The sequence below is a fragment of the Caballeronia sp. genome (genome assembly GCF_028292365.1).
Classification (GTDB): Bacteria; Pseudomonadota; Gammaproteobacteria; order Burkholderiales; family Burkholderiaceae; genus Caballeronia.
This window is the reverse complement of the sequence record NZ_JAQGMM010000636.1, coordinates 19904-36689: the sequence shown is the minus strand read 5'-3', so window position 1 is coordinate 36689 and position 16786 is coordinate 19904. Positions and strand designations below refer to the sequence as shown.

The 16786-nt window shown below is 60.7% G+C and carries 15 protein-coding genes; 3 read left to right on the top strand and 12 right to left on the bottom strand.

All coding sequences use genetic code 11. The features are described from left to right. The 12 genes from JWR14_RS36865 to JWR14_RS36805 form a co-directional block, all read right to left on the bottom strand. A partial coding sequence (locus JWR14_RS36865) for a porin (RefSeq protein WP_299719433.1) occupies nt 1-646 on the bottom strand: 646 nt, incomplete at its 3' end. Between the two features lie 662 nt (nt 647-1308). Further along, entirely contained in the window at nt 1309-1701 is a 393-nt protein-coding gene (gene panD / locus JWR14_RS36855) for an aspartate 1-decarboxylase (protein ID WP_299719429.1), read from the bottom strand. Nucleotides 1702-1724: 23 nt separating this feature from the next. After that, complete coding sequence (locus JWR14_RS36850; RefSeq protein ID WP_299719427.1) at nt 1725-2909, bottom strand: CoA transferase; 1185 nt, start codon at nt 2907-2909, stop codon at nt 1725-1727. 22 nt (nt 2910-2931) lie between these two features. Further along, a complete protein-coding gene (locus JWR14_RS36845; protein ID WP_299719424.1) occupies nt 2932-3717 on the bottom strand; it encodes an enoyl-CoA hydratase-related protein in 786 nt (261 codons plus the stop codon). Continuing rightward, nucleotides 3710-5728, bottom strand: a complete 2019-nt coding sequence (locus JWR14_RS36840) for an AMP-binding protein (RefSeq protein WP_299719421.1) — start codon at nt 5726-5728, stop codon at nt 3710-3712. Before JWR14_RS36840 ends, JWR14_RS36845 begins: the two co-directional genes overlap by 8 nt. Then, nucleotides 5715-6683, bottom strand: coding sequence for an FAD-binding protein (locus tag JWR14_RS36835; RefSeq protein ID WP_299719419.1), 969 nt, complete (start codon nt 6681-6683; stop codon nt 5715-5717). The genes JWR14_RS36840 and JWR14_RS36835 overlap by 14 nt, the downstream gene beginning before the upstream one ends. Before the next feature lie 13 nt (nt 6684-6696). Then, a complete protein-coding gene (locus tag JWR14_RS36830) occupies nt 6697-7446 on the bottom strand; it encodes an electron transfer flavoprotein subunit beta/FixA family protein (protein ID WP_299719417.1) in 750 nt (249 codons plus the stop codon). Between the two features lie 19 nt (nt 7447-7465). Further along, nucleotides 7466-8353 (bottom strand): MaoC/PaaZ C-terminal domain-containing protein, encoded by an 888-nt coding sequence (locus JWR14_RS36825; protein ID WP_299719415.1) that lies wholly within the window; start codon nt 8351-8353, stop codon nt 7466-7468. A gap of 30 nt (nt 8354-8383) precedes the next feature. After that, on the bottom strand, nt 8384-9211 hold the full coding sequence (locus JWR14_RS36820) for an enoyl-CoA hydratase/isomerase family protein (protein ID WP_299719412.1): 828 nt from the start codon (nt 9209-9211) through the stop codon (nt 8384-8386). A gap of 31 nt (nt 9212-9242) precedes the next feature. Then, a complete protein-coding gene (locus JWR14_RS36815; RefSeq protein ID WP_299719409.1) occupies nt 9243-10439 on the bottom strand; it encodes an acetyl-CoA C-acetyltransferase in 1197 nt (398 codons plus the stop codon). Between the two features lie 33 nt (nt 10440-10472). Beyond that, nucleotides 10473-11393 carry an SDR family NAD(P)-dependent oxidoreductase gene (locus tag JWR14_RS36810; protein WP_299719406.1) on the bottom strand — a complete coding sequence of 307 codons (921 nt, stop codon included), beginning with the start codon at nt 11391-11393 and terminating at the stop codon, nt 10473-10475. A 57-nt stretch (nt 11394-11450) separates the two neighbouring features. Then, on the bottom strand, nt 11451-12614 hold the full coding sequence (locus JWR14_RS36805; RefSeq protein WP_299719404.1) for an acyl-CoA dehydrogenase family protein: 1164 nt from the start codon (nt 12612-12614) through the stop codon (nt 11451-11453). A 378-nt stretch (nt 12615-12992) separates the two neighbouring features. Between JWR14_RS36805 and JWR14_RS36800 the strand changes: the two genes are divergently transcribed. From JWR14_RS36800 to JWR14_RS36790, 3 genes are all read left to right on the top strand, one after another. Further along, entirely contained in the window at nt 12993-14285 is a 1293-nt protein-coding gene (locus JWR14_RS36800; RefSeq protein WP_299719402.1) for an acetyl-CoA hydrolase/transferase C-terminal domain-containing protein, read from the top strand. Nucleotides 14286-14394: 109 nt separating this feature from the next. Continuing rightward, nucleotides 14395-15561: an acyl-CoA dehydrogenase family protein gene (locus JWR14_RS36795; RefSeq protein ID WP_299719400.1), complete on the top strand. Its 1167-nt coding sequence runs from the start codon at nt 14395-14397 to the stop codon at nt 15559-15561. A 38-nt stretch (nt 15562-15599) separates the two neighbouring features. Beyond that, entirely contained in the window at nt 15600-16739 is a 1140-nt protein-coding gene (locus JWR14_RS36790) for a CaiB/BaiF CoA-transferase family protein (RefSeq protein ID WP_299719397.1), read from the top strand. Nucleotides 16740-16786 lie beyond the last annotated feature (47 nt).

Sequence of the window (16786 nt, the reverse complement as noted above, 5' to 3'; positions counted from 1 at the left end):
CGCCATAGAACGACGTATTCGGATTGCGCACATTCAGATAGCCGACGCCCGCGACCAACGGCCCCTTCGAGTATCCGGCGCCAAGCGACCAGATCTGATTACGGCTGACATTGCCGGGTACGCCGCTCAGCGCGTATACCCCTCCGAACGTTATTCCGGCAAGGTTCGGACTGGTGTACTTGATGGCGTTGTTCGTACGGTTTGTATTGTTGAAGTTGTCGTTGTCAGACGGGTGCGCTGCGATGTACCCACCCCATTGATCGCCAACTTCGAGCGGCCCGAGGTAATCAACGACCGAGTCGTATTGGCGACCCAACGTCGCCGAGCCAACCCGGGTCGAGAGGCCAACGTAAGCCTGCCGGCCAAACTCCAGGCCGCCTTGTCCAAGCTTTCCGGTGTTCACATCGAATCCATTCTCAAGCACGAATATCGCGGCAAGGCCGCCGCCAAGATCCTCGCTACCGCGCAAGCCCCACCGACTCCCGTTCAACACGCCGCTCGACAGGTTGTACAAGCGCTTTCCGTCGGCATTGCTGTTGTAGTTCGCCCCTTCGTCGATGATTCCGTACAGCTTGACGCTACTCTGTCCATACGCAACACCACCCGCCATGCCCACCACAGTCCATGCAACAAGGGACTTTTTCATAAACGATCTCCGTTGATTTATAGGTCTTGTGCAACATCCACAGCTGATTCATGTCAATGCGGATTGGGGGTATGCCGCCATGCGGCGAACACACCGTAAGCGGTGGCGTGCGAAGGCGCGCTCGAGAGCGACCAGCGATCAGGTGTATTGAATGGTAGGTTCAGTGCCCCGGCCGTTCAATTTGCGAATCGAGAAGTCGCGCTTCGCGTTTCGGCAATGCATGCTGTTTCAGCCAGTGCTCATCGATGGCCGTTTGATCTCGGGGGGGAACACGCACCACGAACCATCGGCATGCCGGAAAAAGAAGATCGCGAGAACGCCCGTCGGCCGGGCTGTTTCAACCAGGACGTAACACCTTGCTTCACTGCGGGTATGGATAAACCGGGTGACGCGAGCGGGTATCGTCGCGGTCGGGCCCAGCCACTTGTCAACGAGACAACGCAACGACTTCTCTCCGGCTTTCATGTTCGCCCCCTTACACTTCGCGAGTTTCCGCAACCACCTGCCTGACACTGCGGAAGACCAATTCACTGTCCTTGCTTTCAATGCTAGAAGCAGCGTGAACGAGCTTCAATTGGCGAGTGGCGAAGGGGTGATTCGCCTTCGGAGAAGGATCGGGCGATAGGGTTTGAAGCGGGGAAAGAACTGCTGTGATTCGCTTTCTATCCGACCTGTACAGCCTGCAGCGGCACATGATCGCGGGTCGATGTGACGCGGTTTTCACCATCGACAAACACGAGCCTGGGTTTGAACCCTGCCAGCACATCTCGCTCTTCGACGTGCGCGAACGTGGCGATGATGATGAGGTCGCCCGGCTGCGCGCGCCGCGCTGCAGAACCGTTCAGTGAGATGATTCCGCTGCCGCGCGCCGCCCGGATTGCATACGTGCTGAAGCGCTCGCCGTTGTTGATGTTCCAGATATCGATCCGCTCATTCTCTGCAATGTCGGCGAACTGAAGTAGGTCTTCATCGATCGCGCACGAACCTTCGTAGTGCAGTTCGCAATGGGTGACGCTCGCGCGATGAAGTTTCGATTTCAGCATGGTGCGCAGCATGACGTGTTCCTTGAGAAGGACGTTCAGATTACTTCGCGTTGCTTCAGAAGGGCGATAGCCTGCGAGTCGTAACCCACCTCAGCCAGGATCTCGTTCGTGTGCTCACCAATCGTCGGCGCCCGCGCGGTGATTCTTGCCGGGGTCCGCGACAGGCTGACAGGCGGAGACACGAGCGATACCGGTCGTTTGAGGCCGGGGTAGTCGGTCTCGGTGAGAAATCCGGATGCACGAATGTGCTCGTCGGCCAGTACTTGGCGCGGCGAATAAACGGGGCCGGCCGGGATCTTCGCCCCTTCAAGCGCTTGCAATGCCTCATCGCGGCTGCGATCGCGGCACCACCCGGCCATCAACGTACTCAGAAATGCGCCGTTCTCACCGCGTGCGATGTCGTCCCGAAAGCGCGTATCGTCGAGAAGGTCGTTGCGTCCAACGAGGCGCGTCCAGCGCTTGAAAAGCGCCGGTCCAATCACCTGAACGATGATCCATCCGTCGGTGACACGAAAAATGTCGGACGGACCCGCGATCGGATTTCGATTTCCAATGGGTTCTCGTCCAACACCTAAAGCAGATTCCTCGATCAGCGCGCCGCTTGCAAGGTTGAGCGCGGTATGTAGCAGCGACGCTTCCACCCGTTGCCCCTGCCCGCTCGTCCGGCGTTCGTAGAGCGCCGCGAGCGTGCCCATTGCGCTCGACATGGCAGTGGCGAAATCGACAGTCGGCACCATCGCCTTGGTTGGCTGACCCGGCGTGCCGGACAGGTACACCGAGCCACTCATCGCCTGCCCCACGCCGTCGAAACCGATACGCTCGCTGTATGGGCCGCTTCCGCCGAATGCCGAGACTACGGTGACGATGATGTCCGCACGGATGCCGCGCAAGGTGGCGTAGTCGAGGCCCAGGTTGAGGAGTGTTTGCGGCGGCATGTTGACCACCACGACATCCGCCGAGCGCACGAGCCGCTGTACGACCTCACGTCCTTCCGGACGGTCGATGTCGAGCGTAATGGATCGCTTGTTGCGATTGGCTTGCAAAAAGAGGGCGCCCTCGCCCTCCTCGGTCACCGGCATGACGAAGCGGTCTTCGCTGCCGCCGACCCGCTCGATGCGAATCACTTCGGCACCAAAGTCCGCAAGCAGGGCTGCGCAAAACGGTCCGGCGACGTAACGACCGAAGTCGAGTACGCGTATGCCTTGAAGGACAGATGACATCTTCGATGATCCCGTCGTATTTCTATTTGGCGAACTGCCGGAAATCAGGTTTGCGTTTCTCGAGGAACGCGCTGACGCCCTCGCGAGACTCGTCGCTATCGTATAGATACGAGACGGTCTGCATGCCCATCCAGCTGATCCCCCGGATACTTTCGGTGTCCGCATTAAATGACCGCTTCGCAATCGCAATCGCCGACGGACTGCGCTCCATGATGTCGGCGCACCAGCGCGCTACCTCGGCGTCGAGTTGGTCGTCCGGCACGACGACGTTGACAAGTCCCATGGCCATTGCTTCGGTTGCCGAATAGCGACGGCACAGATACCACATTTCGCGCGCCTTCTTCTCTCCGACAACGCGTGCGAGATACGCCGTGCCGAAGCCCGGATCGATCGATCCGACCTTCGGACCGACTTGACCGAACACACCACTTTCGCTCGCGATGGTCAAGTCGCACAGTGTGGCGAGCACATTGCCGCCGCCGATTGCATAACCATGGACACGTGCAATCACCGGCTTCGGAACATCGCGGATGATCGACTGGAGTTCCTCGATCGGAAGCCCGATTGCTCCCCGGCCGCCATACTGCCCGCTATGGGCGCTCTGGTCGCCGCCCGTGCAGAACGCACACCCGGCGCCAGTCAGCACGATGACACCCACCGCCTTGTCCCAACCCGCCGCACGAAAGGCATCGATCAGTTCTTCCACGGTTTGCGCGCGCATCGCATTGAGAACCTGTGGCCTGTTGATGGTGATGGTCGCGACACCGTCAGCGATACTGACCAGGATGTCTTCATATGGGCTAGTCATGGGCTCTCTCCCCAGTTAATGATCTTGTTCGCGTCATGTCGCTCACCACCGCGACGAGACGTTCGACCGCTTCGGGATTGGCGAGCGACGAGAGATCGCCTGCGTTATCGCCGAGATAGATTGCCCGCACGACCCGACGCATGATCTTCATGTTGCGTGTTTTAGGAAGATCGCCGACGAACAACACAGCCGACGGCCGAAATGCGCCGCCCAGCCCGGACACCACGGCACCGGACAATATTTTTTCGATTCCGGAGCCGGGATCGATGCCCGGCATCAGCGAAACCACAAGAACGACCGACTCGCCTTTCACTTCGTCTGGAATCCCGATCGCGGCGACTTCTGCCGCTTTACCGGTGGCCATCACCAGCGTTTCAATCTCTGACGGACCCGTGCGCTTGCCTGCTATCTTGAGCGTGTCGTCGGAGCGGCCCAGGATGGTCCAGTAACCGTCTGCGTCGATGTGAGCGCGGTCCCCGTGCCACCAGATACCTGGCGCGCGGCTCCAGTAACTGTCGATGTACCTTTGCGGGTCGTTCCACAGGCCGCGCGTGAGCCCGATCGACGGTTGCCTCAACACGAGTTCGCCCGTTCCCGAATACCCTACCGATCGCCCGTTTTCATCGACCACGTCCGCACCCATGCCCGGCACTGGCCCGCTGAACGTGCAGGGTTTCATCGGATGCAGTACGGTGCCGGTCACTATGCCACCCCCTATCTCGGTACCCCCGGAGTAGTTGATGATGGGGACACGTTTGCGGCACACCTTTTCGAACATCCACATCCACGCGCTCTGGTTCCAGGCTTCGCCCGTCGATAGCGTGACCCGCAGCGAGGACAGGTCGTAATTCTCCACGCCCGATCCGCCGTTCTGCATGAAGCTGCGAATGATCGTGGGCGCGATGCCCAGCATGCTGACAGCGTTGTCCTGGATCAATCGCCAAAACCTGCCCTCGTCCGGATAGTCATGCGCGCCCTCGGCCATGACGATAGTCGCGCCGAGCAGCGTGCTGGCGTAGATGAGAATGGGACCGGCAAGCCAGCCCATGTCGCTCATCCACATCATGCGGTCGGTCGCCTTGTAGTCGGCGCACAATCCCATGTCCAGCGCCAGCTTCGTGATGAAGCCGCAATGAGTATGGACGGTGCCCTTCGGTTTGCCCGTGGTGCCCGACGTATAGATCAGCATCATCGGGGCTTCAGCCGCCATCACTTGCGTCGGGGCATCGTCGCGCCGATCCGCACAGAGGTCGTGCCACCAGTGATCCACGTCGACATTCCAGGCGACTGTCTCGCCAGTGTTCTTTAGCACGACCACGTGCCTGAGTGAAGGCACATCCGGCAACGCCTTGTCGATCGTCCCCTTGATGTCGTATTGCTTGCCGCGGCGCCACGTTCCGTCCACCGTCAGCACCGCCACAGCGCCGCCGTCATTGAGCCTCGAGGCAACCGCATGCGCGCCGAAGCCGGAAAAGAGCGGCAGGACAACGGCGCCGATCTTAACGATCGCAAGCAATGCAGCCGCGGCTTCAGGCACCATCGGCAGGCACACGCCGATGACATCACCCGGACCACACCCCAGCGCGCGCAGCCCCTCGGCCAGCCGGCTGGTTTGCGCCTTTAGTTCCACATAGTTCCAGCGCCGGGTCTTGCCATCCTCACCCGCCCACACGACAGCATCCTTGGCGTCGTGAGCCGCGCCCTGGTGCCGGTCCAGGCAGTTGAGCGCGGCGTTAGTCGTGCCCCCCACGCACCATTGCGCCCATTCGATACCCTTCGACGTATCGAGCACGCGATCGTACGGCTGATAGAACCGGATATCCATGTGCTCGATAACACCGTTCCAGAACCATTGTGGGTCGGCGGCCGCACGCGCAACCAGTTGATCGTAGCCATCGGTCCCGGGGCTCTCGATCCCCACCGCCTGCATGAATGCCGCGAGATTGCTGGAACGCGTCAGGTCCGCGTCAGGATGCCAGACCACCTCCGCCGTGCTATCAGGCTGTTCCATGGCCGTCTCCCAAGCCCAACTCGTCGACGAGTTCGGGAACCAGCGTGAACAGGTCGCCGACAATGCCATAGTCCGCCACCGAGAAAATTGGCGCTTCCTCATCCTTGTTGATTGCCACGATTATTTTGGAATCCTTCATTCCTGCCAGATGCTGAATCGCGCCCGAGATGCCGACTGCAAAATACAACTGAGGCGCAACGATCTTGCCCGTCTGCCCAACCTGGTAATCATTGGGCACATAACCCGCATCCACCGCCGCACGCGATGCACCGAGCGCGGCGCCCAGGGTGTCCGCGAGGGGAGCCAGCACCTGCATGTAGTTATCCCCTGAACCAAGCCCACGTCCGCCCGATACGATGATGCTCGCGGCCGTCAACTCCGGCCGCTCGAGCTTCGTTGCTTCGCGGCTCACAAGTTTCGAAACGCCGGCATCCACAACAGCAGCGACGGTCTGAATATCAGCGTGGCCTCCGCTCGCGCTGGCTGGCTCGAAGCCGGTGGCACGCACGGTAATGACCTTGATGGCATCGAGCGACTGAACCGTGGCGATTGCGTTGCCTGCGTAGATCGGCCGGTCGAACGTGTCGGCGCTTTCCACCGCGATGATGTCTGAGATCTGCGCGACGTCCAGTTCCGCCGCCACCCGGGGAGCGATGTTCTTACCGTATGCCGTGGCCGGCGCGAGGATGTGCGAATAGTCGTGTGCAACTGCGAGCAACTGAGCGGCGACATTCTCGGCCAGCCCCTCCCCAAGATGCGCTGCGTCGGCCCACAACACGCGGCTGACGCCCGCGATGGCTGCCGCCGCGTGTGCCGCGCCCCGCGCATTGCTGCCCGCCACAAGGACATGGATCTCCCCACCGATCTTCGCCGCAGCCGCAACGGTGTTCAACGTGGCGGCCCGGATGGTGTCATTGTCGTGCTCGGCCAGTACCAAACTAACGAAACTCGTCATGATTCATTCCCCTTCAAAGCACCTTGGCTTCGTTTTTCAGCTTCTCGATCAACGCTTTCACGTCGGGCACCTTGATGCCAGCGCCGCGCGCTGTTGGTGCAACGCACTTCAGTGTCTTGAGACGGGGCGTCACGTCCACACCGAGATCGGCAGGCCGGATCGTTTCAAGCGGCTTCTTTTTCGCCTTCATGATGTTGGGCAGGGTCACATAACGCGGCTCGTTCAGGCGCAGATCCGTCGTAATCACTGCGGGGAGTTTGATCGAGAGCGTCTCCAGACCGCCGTCCACCTCGCGCGTCACGGTCGCCGTGCCGTCCGCCACTACAACCTTCGATGCGAAGGTCGCTTGCGCAAACCGCGTCAGTGCAGCGAGCATCTGCCCAGTCTGGTTACTGTCGTCGTCGATCGCCTGTTTGCCTAGGATCACCAGTTGCGGCTGTTCCCTGTCGACCAGTGCCTTCAGCAGCTTCGCTATCGCGAGCGGCTGCAACACTTCATCGGTCTCGACGAGGATCGCCCGGTCCGCGCCCATGGCGAGTGCGCCTCGCAGTGTCTCCTGCGACGCCGCCGATCCAGCCGAGATCGCCACCACCTCCGTCGCCACACCGGCTTCCTTGAGCCGCACGGCTTCTTCGACCGCAATCTCGTCGAACGGGTTGATCGACATCTTCACGTTTGCGATATCCACGCCACTGCCATCCAATTTCACGCGTACCGGGATGTTCGAATCGATTACGCGCTTGATAGCCACCAGAATTTTCACAATGCACTCCTTAGTTTGGTTATGCCGCGGCCTGCAATTGTCCGATCGTCGCCATGCCGTTATTGATGGCGACTACGTCCCGCTCTATGACCTTGATCCTGAAGCGGACGGCTTCACCATCACGCCATACCTCGGCACGAAGGGTCTCACCGGGAAAGACCGGTGCGGAAAAGCGGGCATAGAGGAACACCAGCCGCCCCGGATCGTCGCCGCAACATGTTTCGATAACCGCCCGTGCAGCGAGACCGTAGGTCGCGAGGCCCTGCAATATCGGCCGCGCAAAGCCTGCGGCGCGAGCCACGTCCGGGTCCGCATGCAGGTGGTTGCGGTCGCCCAGCAGCCGGTACAACAAGGCCGCATCCGTCCGTGTCGGCAGGGTGAACACCGCGTCGGGCGGTGCGTCGGGAAGCACTTCCGGTGCGGGCGCAGGAGGATCGCCCGGACACGCTTCGGTCGCGAACCCGCCATCGCCGCGGCAAAAGATGACCTGCTCGACGGTTGCGAACAACTCGCCGCTCAGCGCGTCAACAATTTTTCGTTCGACCGTGACCAGCGCACCCTTGCCTCGACCCTTGTCGACGATCTGGCTGACGCGTGAGCGGCCGACGATCCGCGCGGTCACCGGCAGCGGCCGATGCAGCTCGACCGACTGCTCGCCATGAACCACCTTCAGATAGTCGACCCCCGTTGCGGGATCGTTCAGAAAGTTGCCTGGATAGCCAAGAATGGCAGCCATCGAGGGCACGGCTACAAGGTTCTTCTCGTAGACGAACCGCAGTTTCGATGCGTCCAGCGGGTTGTCGCCGAAGCCCAGCGAAAGTCCGTATAGCATTGTGTCGCGCTCGTCGTAATGCATGGGGACATCGGTAAATTTCCAGTTCCGTAGAACCTGATAATCGATCGGCATAGCGTGTCCATTCGTTGAATTCGCGCTGTCTCAGTCGCGCACCGCAGCGGGCCAGTTGAACAACGGCGCTGCTTTTTCGCTGAAGCGCTTGACGGCTTCGCGGTGATAGTCGGTCATGAAGGCAATGCCCTGTCCCGCCGATTCGCGTTCGAGCATCGAATGAAGATCGTTTTCGAAACTTGTATTGAGAGCACGCTTGGTGAGTCCGATCATCGCGGGCGAGGCACCGGCAAGCGCTTGCGCGACCTCCGAGGCGCGTCTATCGATTGCGTCGGCGTCAACCACTTCAGCAGCAATACCGATGAGACGCGCCTCGTCCGCCTGGATCTCGCGAGCTGAAAACAGAATGTCCTTGGCGCGTTGCATTCCGACTGCCCGAGGCAAGGTATAAAGCGACGCGCTATCGGGCAGCAACCCGACCCGGATGAACGGCATGCAAAAGCGCGCGCGCCGGCTAGCAACGATATAGTCCGCCGCAAGCGCGAGACTGAAACCCGCCCCGTAGGCCACCCCGTCGACCGCCGCGACCACTGGACGATCGAGTGTCAGCAAAACCTGCAGCCACTCGTGAAGGTCGTCCAGACGGTTGCGGCCAGCCTCGGCCGAGTCGATTTTCATCGACCCCAGGTCGCCTCCTGAGCAGAATGCGCCTCCAGCGCCCTTGAGCAACACCGCGCGTATGCTCCGATCCGCGCGGATTGTATGGATCGCGTCAGCGAGTTCGCGACGCATGGCGAGATCGAGGGCATTCTTTCGTTCGGGCCGATTCAAGGTCAGCGTCATGACCCCTTCCGTAACCTCCACAAGCACAGTGCGGTTTGCCGTCTCGGCTCCGGTCTCCTGGATACTGTTTTTCATCGTCTCATCCCTTCCCTTGCTGACTCATGCTTCAACCGCGCTCGAAGATCGCCGCCAGCCCCTGGCCGCCGCCGATACACATCGTTTCCAGTCCATACCGAACGCCGCGGCGCTGCATTTCATGCAGCAACGTGGTCATGATCCGAACCCCCGTTGCGCCGATCGGATGGCCGAGCGAAATGCCGGAGCCATTGACGTTCAGGCGTGCCTGGTCGTCCCATCCCCAGCCCTTCAGCACCGCCAGCACCTGACACGCGAACGCCTCGTTCAGCTCAATGAGGTCCATCTGATTGAGCGTCAGTCCCGTCTTTGTTAGTAGTTTGCGAACCGCCGGAACCGGGCCGATACCCATCGTCGACGGCTCACAGCCGGCCGCCGCCCAGCCGACGAGAAAACCCGCCGGCTTCAGCCCAAGCGCTTCGAGCCGATCTTCCGCAACGATCAGGCACGCCGCCGCCGCATCGTTCTGCTGGCTGGAATTGCCGGCCGTCACCGTGCCGTCTTTATTGAGGGGCTTAAGCTTCGACAACGTCTCAAGGCTTGCATCGGGTCGGAAACCCTCGTCACGGTCGAAGCTGATGGGTTCGCCCTTACGCTGCGGCACCAGTACGGGCACTACTTCGTCAGCGAACAAACCGGCTTTCCACGCGGCGGTCGCGCGTTGGTGACTCTGCACCGCATACGCATCGGCGGCTTCGCGTGAGATGCCATACGTGCGTGCAAGGTTCTCGGCGGTCTCGATCATTCCCGAGATATAGCCAAAGCGCTCTTCCGGTTGCGAACGTTCACGCCCACGTTCGAGCCGGTCATGCAGACGCGTCGAGCCGGCGCGCCTGCCCCAGCGCATATCGGTCGTGTAGTACTCGATGTTGCTCATGCTCTCGACACCGCCGGCAATCACCACATCCGCGGCGCCGCTTTGCACCATCATCGCCGCCGTCACTATCGCCTGCAGGCCGCCACCGCACCGGCGATCGAGCTGCATGCCGGGCACTTCAACCGGCAGGCCAGCCGCCAGCGCTGCCCAGCGGCCGATGCAAGGTGTCTCGCTATTTGCATAGGACTGCGCGAAAACGACGTCCTCAACAGCCGATGGATCGATTCCCGCTCGCGCAAGCGTCGCGTTGATCACGGTGCCCGCGAGGGTCTCGACCGCTATGGGCCGCAGCGCTCCGCCAAACGTACCCACTGCCGTGCGCACCGGCGCCACAATGGCCGCTCGTCTCATGGTCTATCTCCTCTTTATCGGTTCACCGCGGGGTCAGGCCGGGTCCCAGCAAAACACATCGCCCGAGACTTCAAGCGGAACGAACGCGCTCTTGAGCGCCGGTATCGCGTGCTCAGCGACGGACTCGACCGTCCAGCCTTCGGAACAATGCACGGAGCGAACCGGCCGCGGCTGGCTCATGACGAAGATTTCGTTGTTGCGCACCGTGAAGATCTGCGCATTCACGTCGGCACCCGCATCGCTTGCGAGGAACACCGCAAGCGGTGCAATCTTGGCGGGCGTCATCTGTTTGATTTTCTCGACCCGGGCGTGCTGCTCAGGGGTATCGGTGGGAATCGAGCTGGTCATTCGGCTCCACGCAAAGGGTGCAATACAGTTCGAGCGCACGTTAAAGCGCCGCAGGTCGAGCGCAATCGACTTGGAAAGCCCGGCGATACCGAGTTTGGCCGCGCTGTAGTTGGCCTGGGCGAGGTTGCCGATCAGCCCGGATGTCGATGTCATGTGAACCAGTGCGCCCGACTCCTGATCCTTGAAGCGCTCGGCGGCCGCCCGGCTTACGTAGTACGCGCCATACAGATGAACGCGCAGCACGGCGTCCCATTCATCCTCGCTCATCTTGTGAAAAAAACGGTCGCGCAGAATGCCGGCGTTGTTCACGACTGCATCAATGCGGCCGTAGGTATCGAGCGCCTTCTCAACAATGCGTTTCGCGCTTGCTGCTTCGGCCACGCTGTCGGTGCTGGCAATCGCCTCACCGCCGGCCAGGCGGATCTCATCCGCCACCTGTTGCGCGGGACCGCCGTCCCGGCCGTCACCCGAGAGCGATGCGCCAATATCGTTCACGACCACGCGTGCACCCTGCGCACCCATCAGCAACGCAATGTCCCGGCCGATGCCACCACCGGCGCCCGTCACTGCCACGACTTTTCCGGCCATCAGATTGCCGCTTTCCATTTCCCGTCTCCTGTCTGTAAAACTAAACGACATGCCGCCACTGGCCGGCGTGCGCTGTCACGCGTTGCGGCCAGACGCCTCGCGAATCATGTTGCGCGCGATAACCAGTTGCTGAATCTGGCTCGTTCCCTCATACAACCGGAACACGCGCACGTCGCGATAAAAGCGCTCGATGCCGTAGTCACTGATGTACCCCGCTCCGCCGAAAATCTGCACTGCACGGTCCGCGACCCGCCCGACCATTTCCGATGCAAACAGCTTGGCACACGAGGCTTCAGTGCTGACTTGGAGACCCGCATCCCGCCGCCGTGCCGCATCGAGAACCATGGTTCGGGCCGCATAGCTTTCGGTACGACTGTCGGCGAGCATGGCTTGCACCAGTTGAAATTCGGCGATCGGCTGGCCGAACTGACGCCGCTCCATGGCATATCGCAACGCGTCGGCAAGAATGCGTTCGGCCACGCCCACACAGATCGCGGCAATATGAATTCGGCCCTTGTCCAGAACCTTCATCGCCGTCTTGAAGCCCCCACCTTCTTTTCCCCCGATCAGGTTGCGCGCAGGCACGCGGCAGTTCTCCAGAATCACGTCGCACGTATGCGCCCCGCGCTGGCCCATCTTCTTGTCACGCTTACCGAAGCTCAACCCCGCCGTGCCGGCATCGACGATGAACGCCGAGATACCGCCTGCACGCTTGTCTTCCGGATCCGTGCGTGCCATCAACGTGAAAATGCCGGCATGTGGAGCGTTCGTGATAAAGCGCTTCGTGCCGTTGATCACATAGTGGTCACCGTCGCGTATGGCGCGCGTTTCCAGCGACGCCGCGTCGGAGCCCGCCCCCGGCTCAGTCAGGCCGAACGATGCAATCAGTTCGCCGGTTGCCAGCTTCGGCAGATAAAGCGTCTTCTGCTCGTCGGTGCCGTCGATCACAATCCCCTGCGAACCGATACCCACCGTCGTGCCGATCACGGAGCGGAACGCCGGCGACGTATGGCCGAGCTCGAACATCACGAGTGCTTCTTCTTCCATCGTCAGGTCCAGCCCACCGTATTGCTCGGGAATGCTTAGCCCGAACAACCCGAGCGATTTCATCTCGTCAACAATGTCAGCCGGAATTTCGTCGGTTTCCGCCACGATCTCCTCGGCGGGAACCAGTCGCTCGCGAACGAACCGTGCGACGTTATCAACCAGCAAATTCAGTGTTTCTTGATCTCGAATCATGGAGTGACCTTGTGCATGTCTTGACCGCTGTCCGTGTGAAAACTCTTGCGAGGACACGAATGCATCCTACGAGTTGCCACAGCGGGCTTCAATTTGTGACTCGCGAAGCGTCGCTTCATGTTTGACGAATGAGCGGGCATAGCGCTCAGGTCTGCCGGCAAGCGCGCCTGCCGTGTCCGTGTATTCGCGGAACGTGAATCCGCGCTTCGCGAGTCACAAATTGAAGAAGCGCCCTGCGATCCCTACGATTCAGACCATTAGCTCAACATCGCTATCCCAAACGCGTCGTTGCCGCACGCAGGATCTGCGACTCGCAGGTGATGCGCTGATTCAAGGACGACCGGCAACCCGTCTTTTCAGTCATAGGGGAGAGAGAGAATGATTGTTTGCAATAGCATCGATGCGCTGGATCTGTCGGCATTTATCCGCTCGGGCGACTCCGTCGTCTGCAGTCAGGGGGTCGCCGAACCGGTTGCATTGACTCGCGCGCTGGTGCAACAGCGCGAGGCGATCGGTCCGTTCCAGATGTTCATCGGGCCCACGTACTCCGATACGTTCAAGCCGGAGCACGGCGATTCGATCGTCTTCAAAAGCTATTGCGGCACCGCGCGCAACGCGCCGCTTTTTGCCGCCGGCGTGCTCGATATCGTGCCGGCTCACTATTCCGATCTACCTCGTCTGTTTTCACAGGGCATATTCCAGGCCGACGTCGTGCTCCTCACTGTAAGCGAGCCCGACGAGCGCGGTCGCTTCAATCTGGGACTGACAAATGACTACATCATTGATGCGGCTCGCCGCGCGCGTGTGGTTATCGCTGAAATCAGCGACCGTGTGCCATGGGTCTACGGTGCGGAACTGCCGGAAGACATTCATCCGCACGTTGCAGTTCATACGTCCCGCGAGCCGATCCTGTTCACCACCAAAAGCCTCGACGACGCAAGCAGCGAGGAACGCGCCATCGCTCAATGGACCAGCTCCCTTATCCCGGATGGCGCCACACTCGAACTCGGTATCGGTACCTTGCCTGACCTCGTACTCCATGCACTTCGCGATCATCGCAGCCTGGGGATTCATTCCGGTGTGCTGGGCGACGGCGTAGCCGAATTGATGAAAAGCGGGGTGATCAACAATGCTCACAAGCCAAGCCATAGTGGCGTCAGTGTGGCAGGGCTGCTCATGGGCAGCCGGCAGTTGCTGGACTTTGCACATCGCAATGACAGCATCCGCCTCGCGCCCGCATCACAGACGCATGACATCAGCGTACTTCGCGCCATCCCCCATTTCATTGCGATCAACGGAGCGATTGAGATCGACATCACAGGCCAGGTCAATGCCGAGAGCCTGAACGGCAACTATATTGGCGCAGTGGGCGGTCAGATAGATTTCGTAAGGGGTGCAAACGGATCAACCGGAGGACGCTCCATCATGTTGCTGCCTTCGACCGCACGCAATGGCACGCTGAGCCGCATCGTACCCCGGCTGTCGGGCGCAGTGGTGACCACGCCACGCAGCGATGTCGATGTGGTGGTCACCGAGTGGGGCATCGCCGAGCTGCGCGGGAAAAGTCTGCGTGAACGGGTCGCAGCCATCACGGCGATTGCCCACCCGGACTTCCGTGAAAGCCTCGAACGCCGCGGCCACGCGGTCGCCAGGACAGTGAACTACCTGTAGCGCAGTGAACCACCGCGCTGTGAACCACCAAAACGCAGCACCTCGCCCGGCCTCGTTGGGAACGACCGGTTAGACAGCAATACACCGCATGGTATTGGAGATATGAATCATGGACTATGAATTGAACGAAGATCAACGCAATATTCGTGAGGCAGTGTCGCGCATCTGCGCGAACTTCGGACCGGATTATTGGTTGAAGAAAGACCGCGATGGCGGTTTCCCCGAGGAGTTCTACCGCGCGATCGCCGATGCCGGCTGGCTGGGTATTGCCATGCCGGAGGAATACGGCGGCGCTGGGCTCGGCATTACCGAGGCGGCCGTGTTGCTGCAGACCATCTCCGAATCCGGTGGTGCGATGAGCGCCTGCTCGTCGGTCCATATGAATATCTTCGGCCTCAATCCGGTAGTGGTGTTCGGCAATGAAGACCAGAAACGGCGCATGCTGCCGCCGCTGATCCGCGGCGAGGTCAAGGCCTGCTTCGCGGTGACCGAGCCGGATGCCGGTCTCAACACGACCAAGATCAAGACGCGGGCGGTACGCGATGGCGACCGTTACCTGATCTCCGGCCACAAGGTCTGGATTTCAACGGCGCAGGTTGCCGACAATGTATTGATCCTCGCGCGCACCACGCCGATCGAAGAGGTAAAGAAACCGACCGAGGGTCTTAGTCTCTTCTACACGAAGCTCGACCGCCGGTATGTTGAGATTCGCGAAATCGACAAGATGGGCCGCAAGGCGGTCGACTCCAACGAACTGTTTATCGACAACCTGCCGTGTGCTGTGGAAGACCGCATCGGCGAGGAAGGTAAAGGATTCCAGTACGTACTTCACGGCATGAACCCCGAGCGCATTTTCGTGGCAGCCGAAGCGATCGGGGCCGGCCGCGCCGCGCTCGCTCGCGCGGTGCAGTATGCAAAAGATCGAGTGGTCTTCGACCGGCCGATAGGCATGAATCAAGGCATTCAGCACCCGCTCGCACAAAACTGGGCGGACCTTGAGGCGGCCAACCACATGGCGTTCTGCGCGGCATCGCTCTACGACAAGGGTAAGCCATGCGGCTCCGAGGCGAACGCGGCCAAACTGCTCGCGTCGGTGGCGGCGCTCAAGACTTGCCAGCAGGCGATCCTGACTCATGGCGGCTATGGCTACGCCAAGGAGTATCACGTCGAACGCCTGATGCGCGAAGTGATGATTCTGTACATCGCGCCGATCAGCCCCCAACTCGTGCTGTCGAACATCGCCGAGAAAAAGCTGGGGTTGCCGAAGTCCTACTGACGCGTGCGTCATCACAATGAGACACAGGAGACAAAGCAATGGTCAGTGTTCTGCAGGGCATTCGGGTCGTGGACCAAGGGACGTTCATCACGGGCCCCGCGGCCGGCATGCTACTCGGCGATCTGGGCGCCGACGTCATCAAGATCGAGCAGCCGGGCATTGGCGATCCGCTGCGCTCGTTCAAAGGCGGTCTATATAGCCCTCATTTTCAGGCATGTAATCGTAACAAACGCAGCATCACGCTCAACACCAAGACGCCTGAAGATCTGGAAGAATTCGACGAATTGATTCGTACCGCAGACGTCTACATTCAGAACTTCCGGCCCGGTGCCGCCGAGCGGTTGAACGCGGGCGCCGAGCGTCTGCAGAAAATCAACCCCAGGCTCATCTACTGCTCGATCAGCGGCTTCGGCCCGACCGGCCCCGCCGCGCTTCGACCGGCTTACGACGGCGTCGCGCAGGCGGCAAGCGGCCTGCTGAGCACGCTCATCAACCCGGAGAATCCGCGGGTCGTGGGTCCCGCACTCGCGGATTCCATGACCGCTTTCTACGCGACATACGGCATTCTAGGCGCGCTGTATGAACGCGAGCGAACCGGCAAGGGACGAAAGGTCGAACTGTCGATGCTGGAGGCAATGACGCATTTCAACCTCGACGCATTCACGCACTTCTACCAGGCCGGTGAGATTGTTGGACCTTATACGCGACCGAGCGTGTCGCAGACCTACGTCCTTGAATGTGCTGACGGCAAGTGGATTGCGCTTCACATGTCGTCGCCGGAGAAGTTCTGGATTGGTCTGGCAGACGCGATTGAGCGGCCAGCCTTGCTGCAGGACCCCAGATTTTCCAATCGGGACAGCCGTATCGCCAACCAGGTCATGCTCGCCGGAATATTGTCAGAGCGCTTCAAGACGCTTGACCGTGCGCAGTGGTGTCGCCGCCTTGAGGAAAGGGACGTCCCCCATGCGCCCATGTACGACGCGAGCGAAGCGCTGGAAGATCCTCAGGCGAAACACATGGAGTTACTGATCTCAGCCCGGCACCAGACAATGGGGGAATTCAAAACGGTGCGCTGCCCGATCAGCTACGACGGAGAGCGGTCGAAGCAAGTGCGTCCGCCTCCTTTACTGGGGGAGCACAACGAAGAAATTCTCGGCCGGTTGCAGACTTTGCCGTAATGAATCGCTCAACCGGAGGCCGTGTGCCTCCGGTCTCGGAGTCGCTA

Coding starts and splice junctions, on each gene's coding strand:
- JWR14_RS36815 (WP_299719409.1), bottom strand. CDS start 10,439: ATGAGACGAGCGGCCATTGTGGCGCCGGTGCGCACGGCAGTGGGTACG.
- JWR14_RS36810 (WP_299719406.1), bottom strand. CDS start 11,393: ATGGAAAGCGGCAATCTGATGGCCGGAAAAGTCGTGGCAGTGACGGGC.
- panD (WP_299719429.1), bottom strand. CDS start 1,701: ATGCTGCGCACCATGCTGAAATCGAAACTTCATCGCGCGAGCGTCACC.
- JWR14_RS36850 (WP_299719427.1), bottom strand. CDS start 2,909: ATGTCATCTGTCCTTCAAGGCATACGCGTACTCGACTTCGGTCGTTAC.
- JWR14_RS36790 (WP_299719397.1), top strand. CDS start 15,600: ATGGTCAGTGTTCTGCAGGGCATTCGGGTCGTGGACCAAGGGACGTTC.
- JWR14_RS36795 (WP_299719400.1), top strand. CDS start 14,395: ATGGACTATGAATTGAACGAAGATCAACGCAATATTCGTGAGGCAGTG.
- JWR14_RS36800 (WP_299719402.1), top strand. CDS start 12,993: ATGATTGTTTGCAATAGCATCGATGCGCTGGATCTGTCGGCATTTATC.
- JWR14_RS36840 (WP_299719421.1), bottom strand. CDS start 5,728: ATGGAACAGCCTGATAGCACGGCGGAGGTGGTCTGGCATCCTGACGCG.
- JWR14_RS36805 (WP_299719404.1), bottom strand. CDS start 12,614: ATGATTCGAGATCAAGAAACACTGAATTTGCTGGTTGATAACGTCGCA.
- JWR14_RS36835 (WP_299719419.1), bottom strand. CDS start 6,683: ATGACGAGTTTCGTTAGTTTGGTACTGGCCGAGCACGACAATGACACC.
- JWR14_RS36825 (WP_299719415.1), bottom strand. CDS start 8,353: ATGCCGATCGATTATCAGGTTCTACGGAACTGGAAATTTACCGATGTC.
- JWR14_RS36845 (WP_299719424.1), bottom strand. CDS start 3,717: ATGACTAGCCCATATGAAGACATCCTGGTCAGTATCGCTGACGGTGTC.
- JWR14_RS36820 (WP_299719412.1), bottom strand. CDS start 9,211: ATGAAAAACAGTATCCAGGAGACCGGAGCCGAGACGGCAAACCGCACT.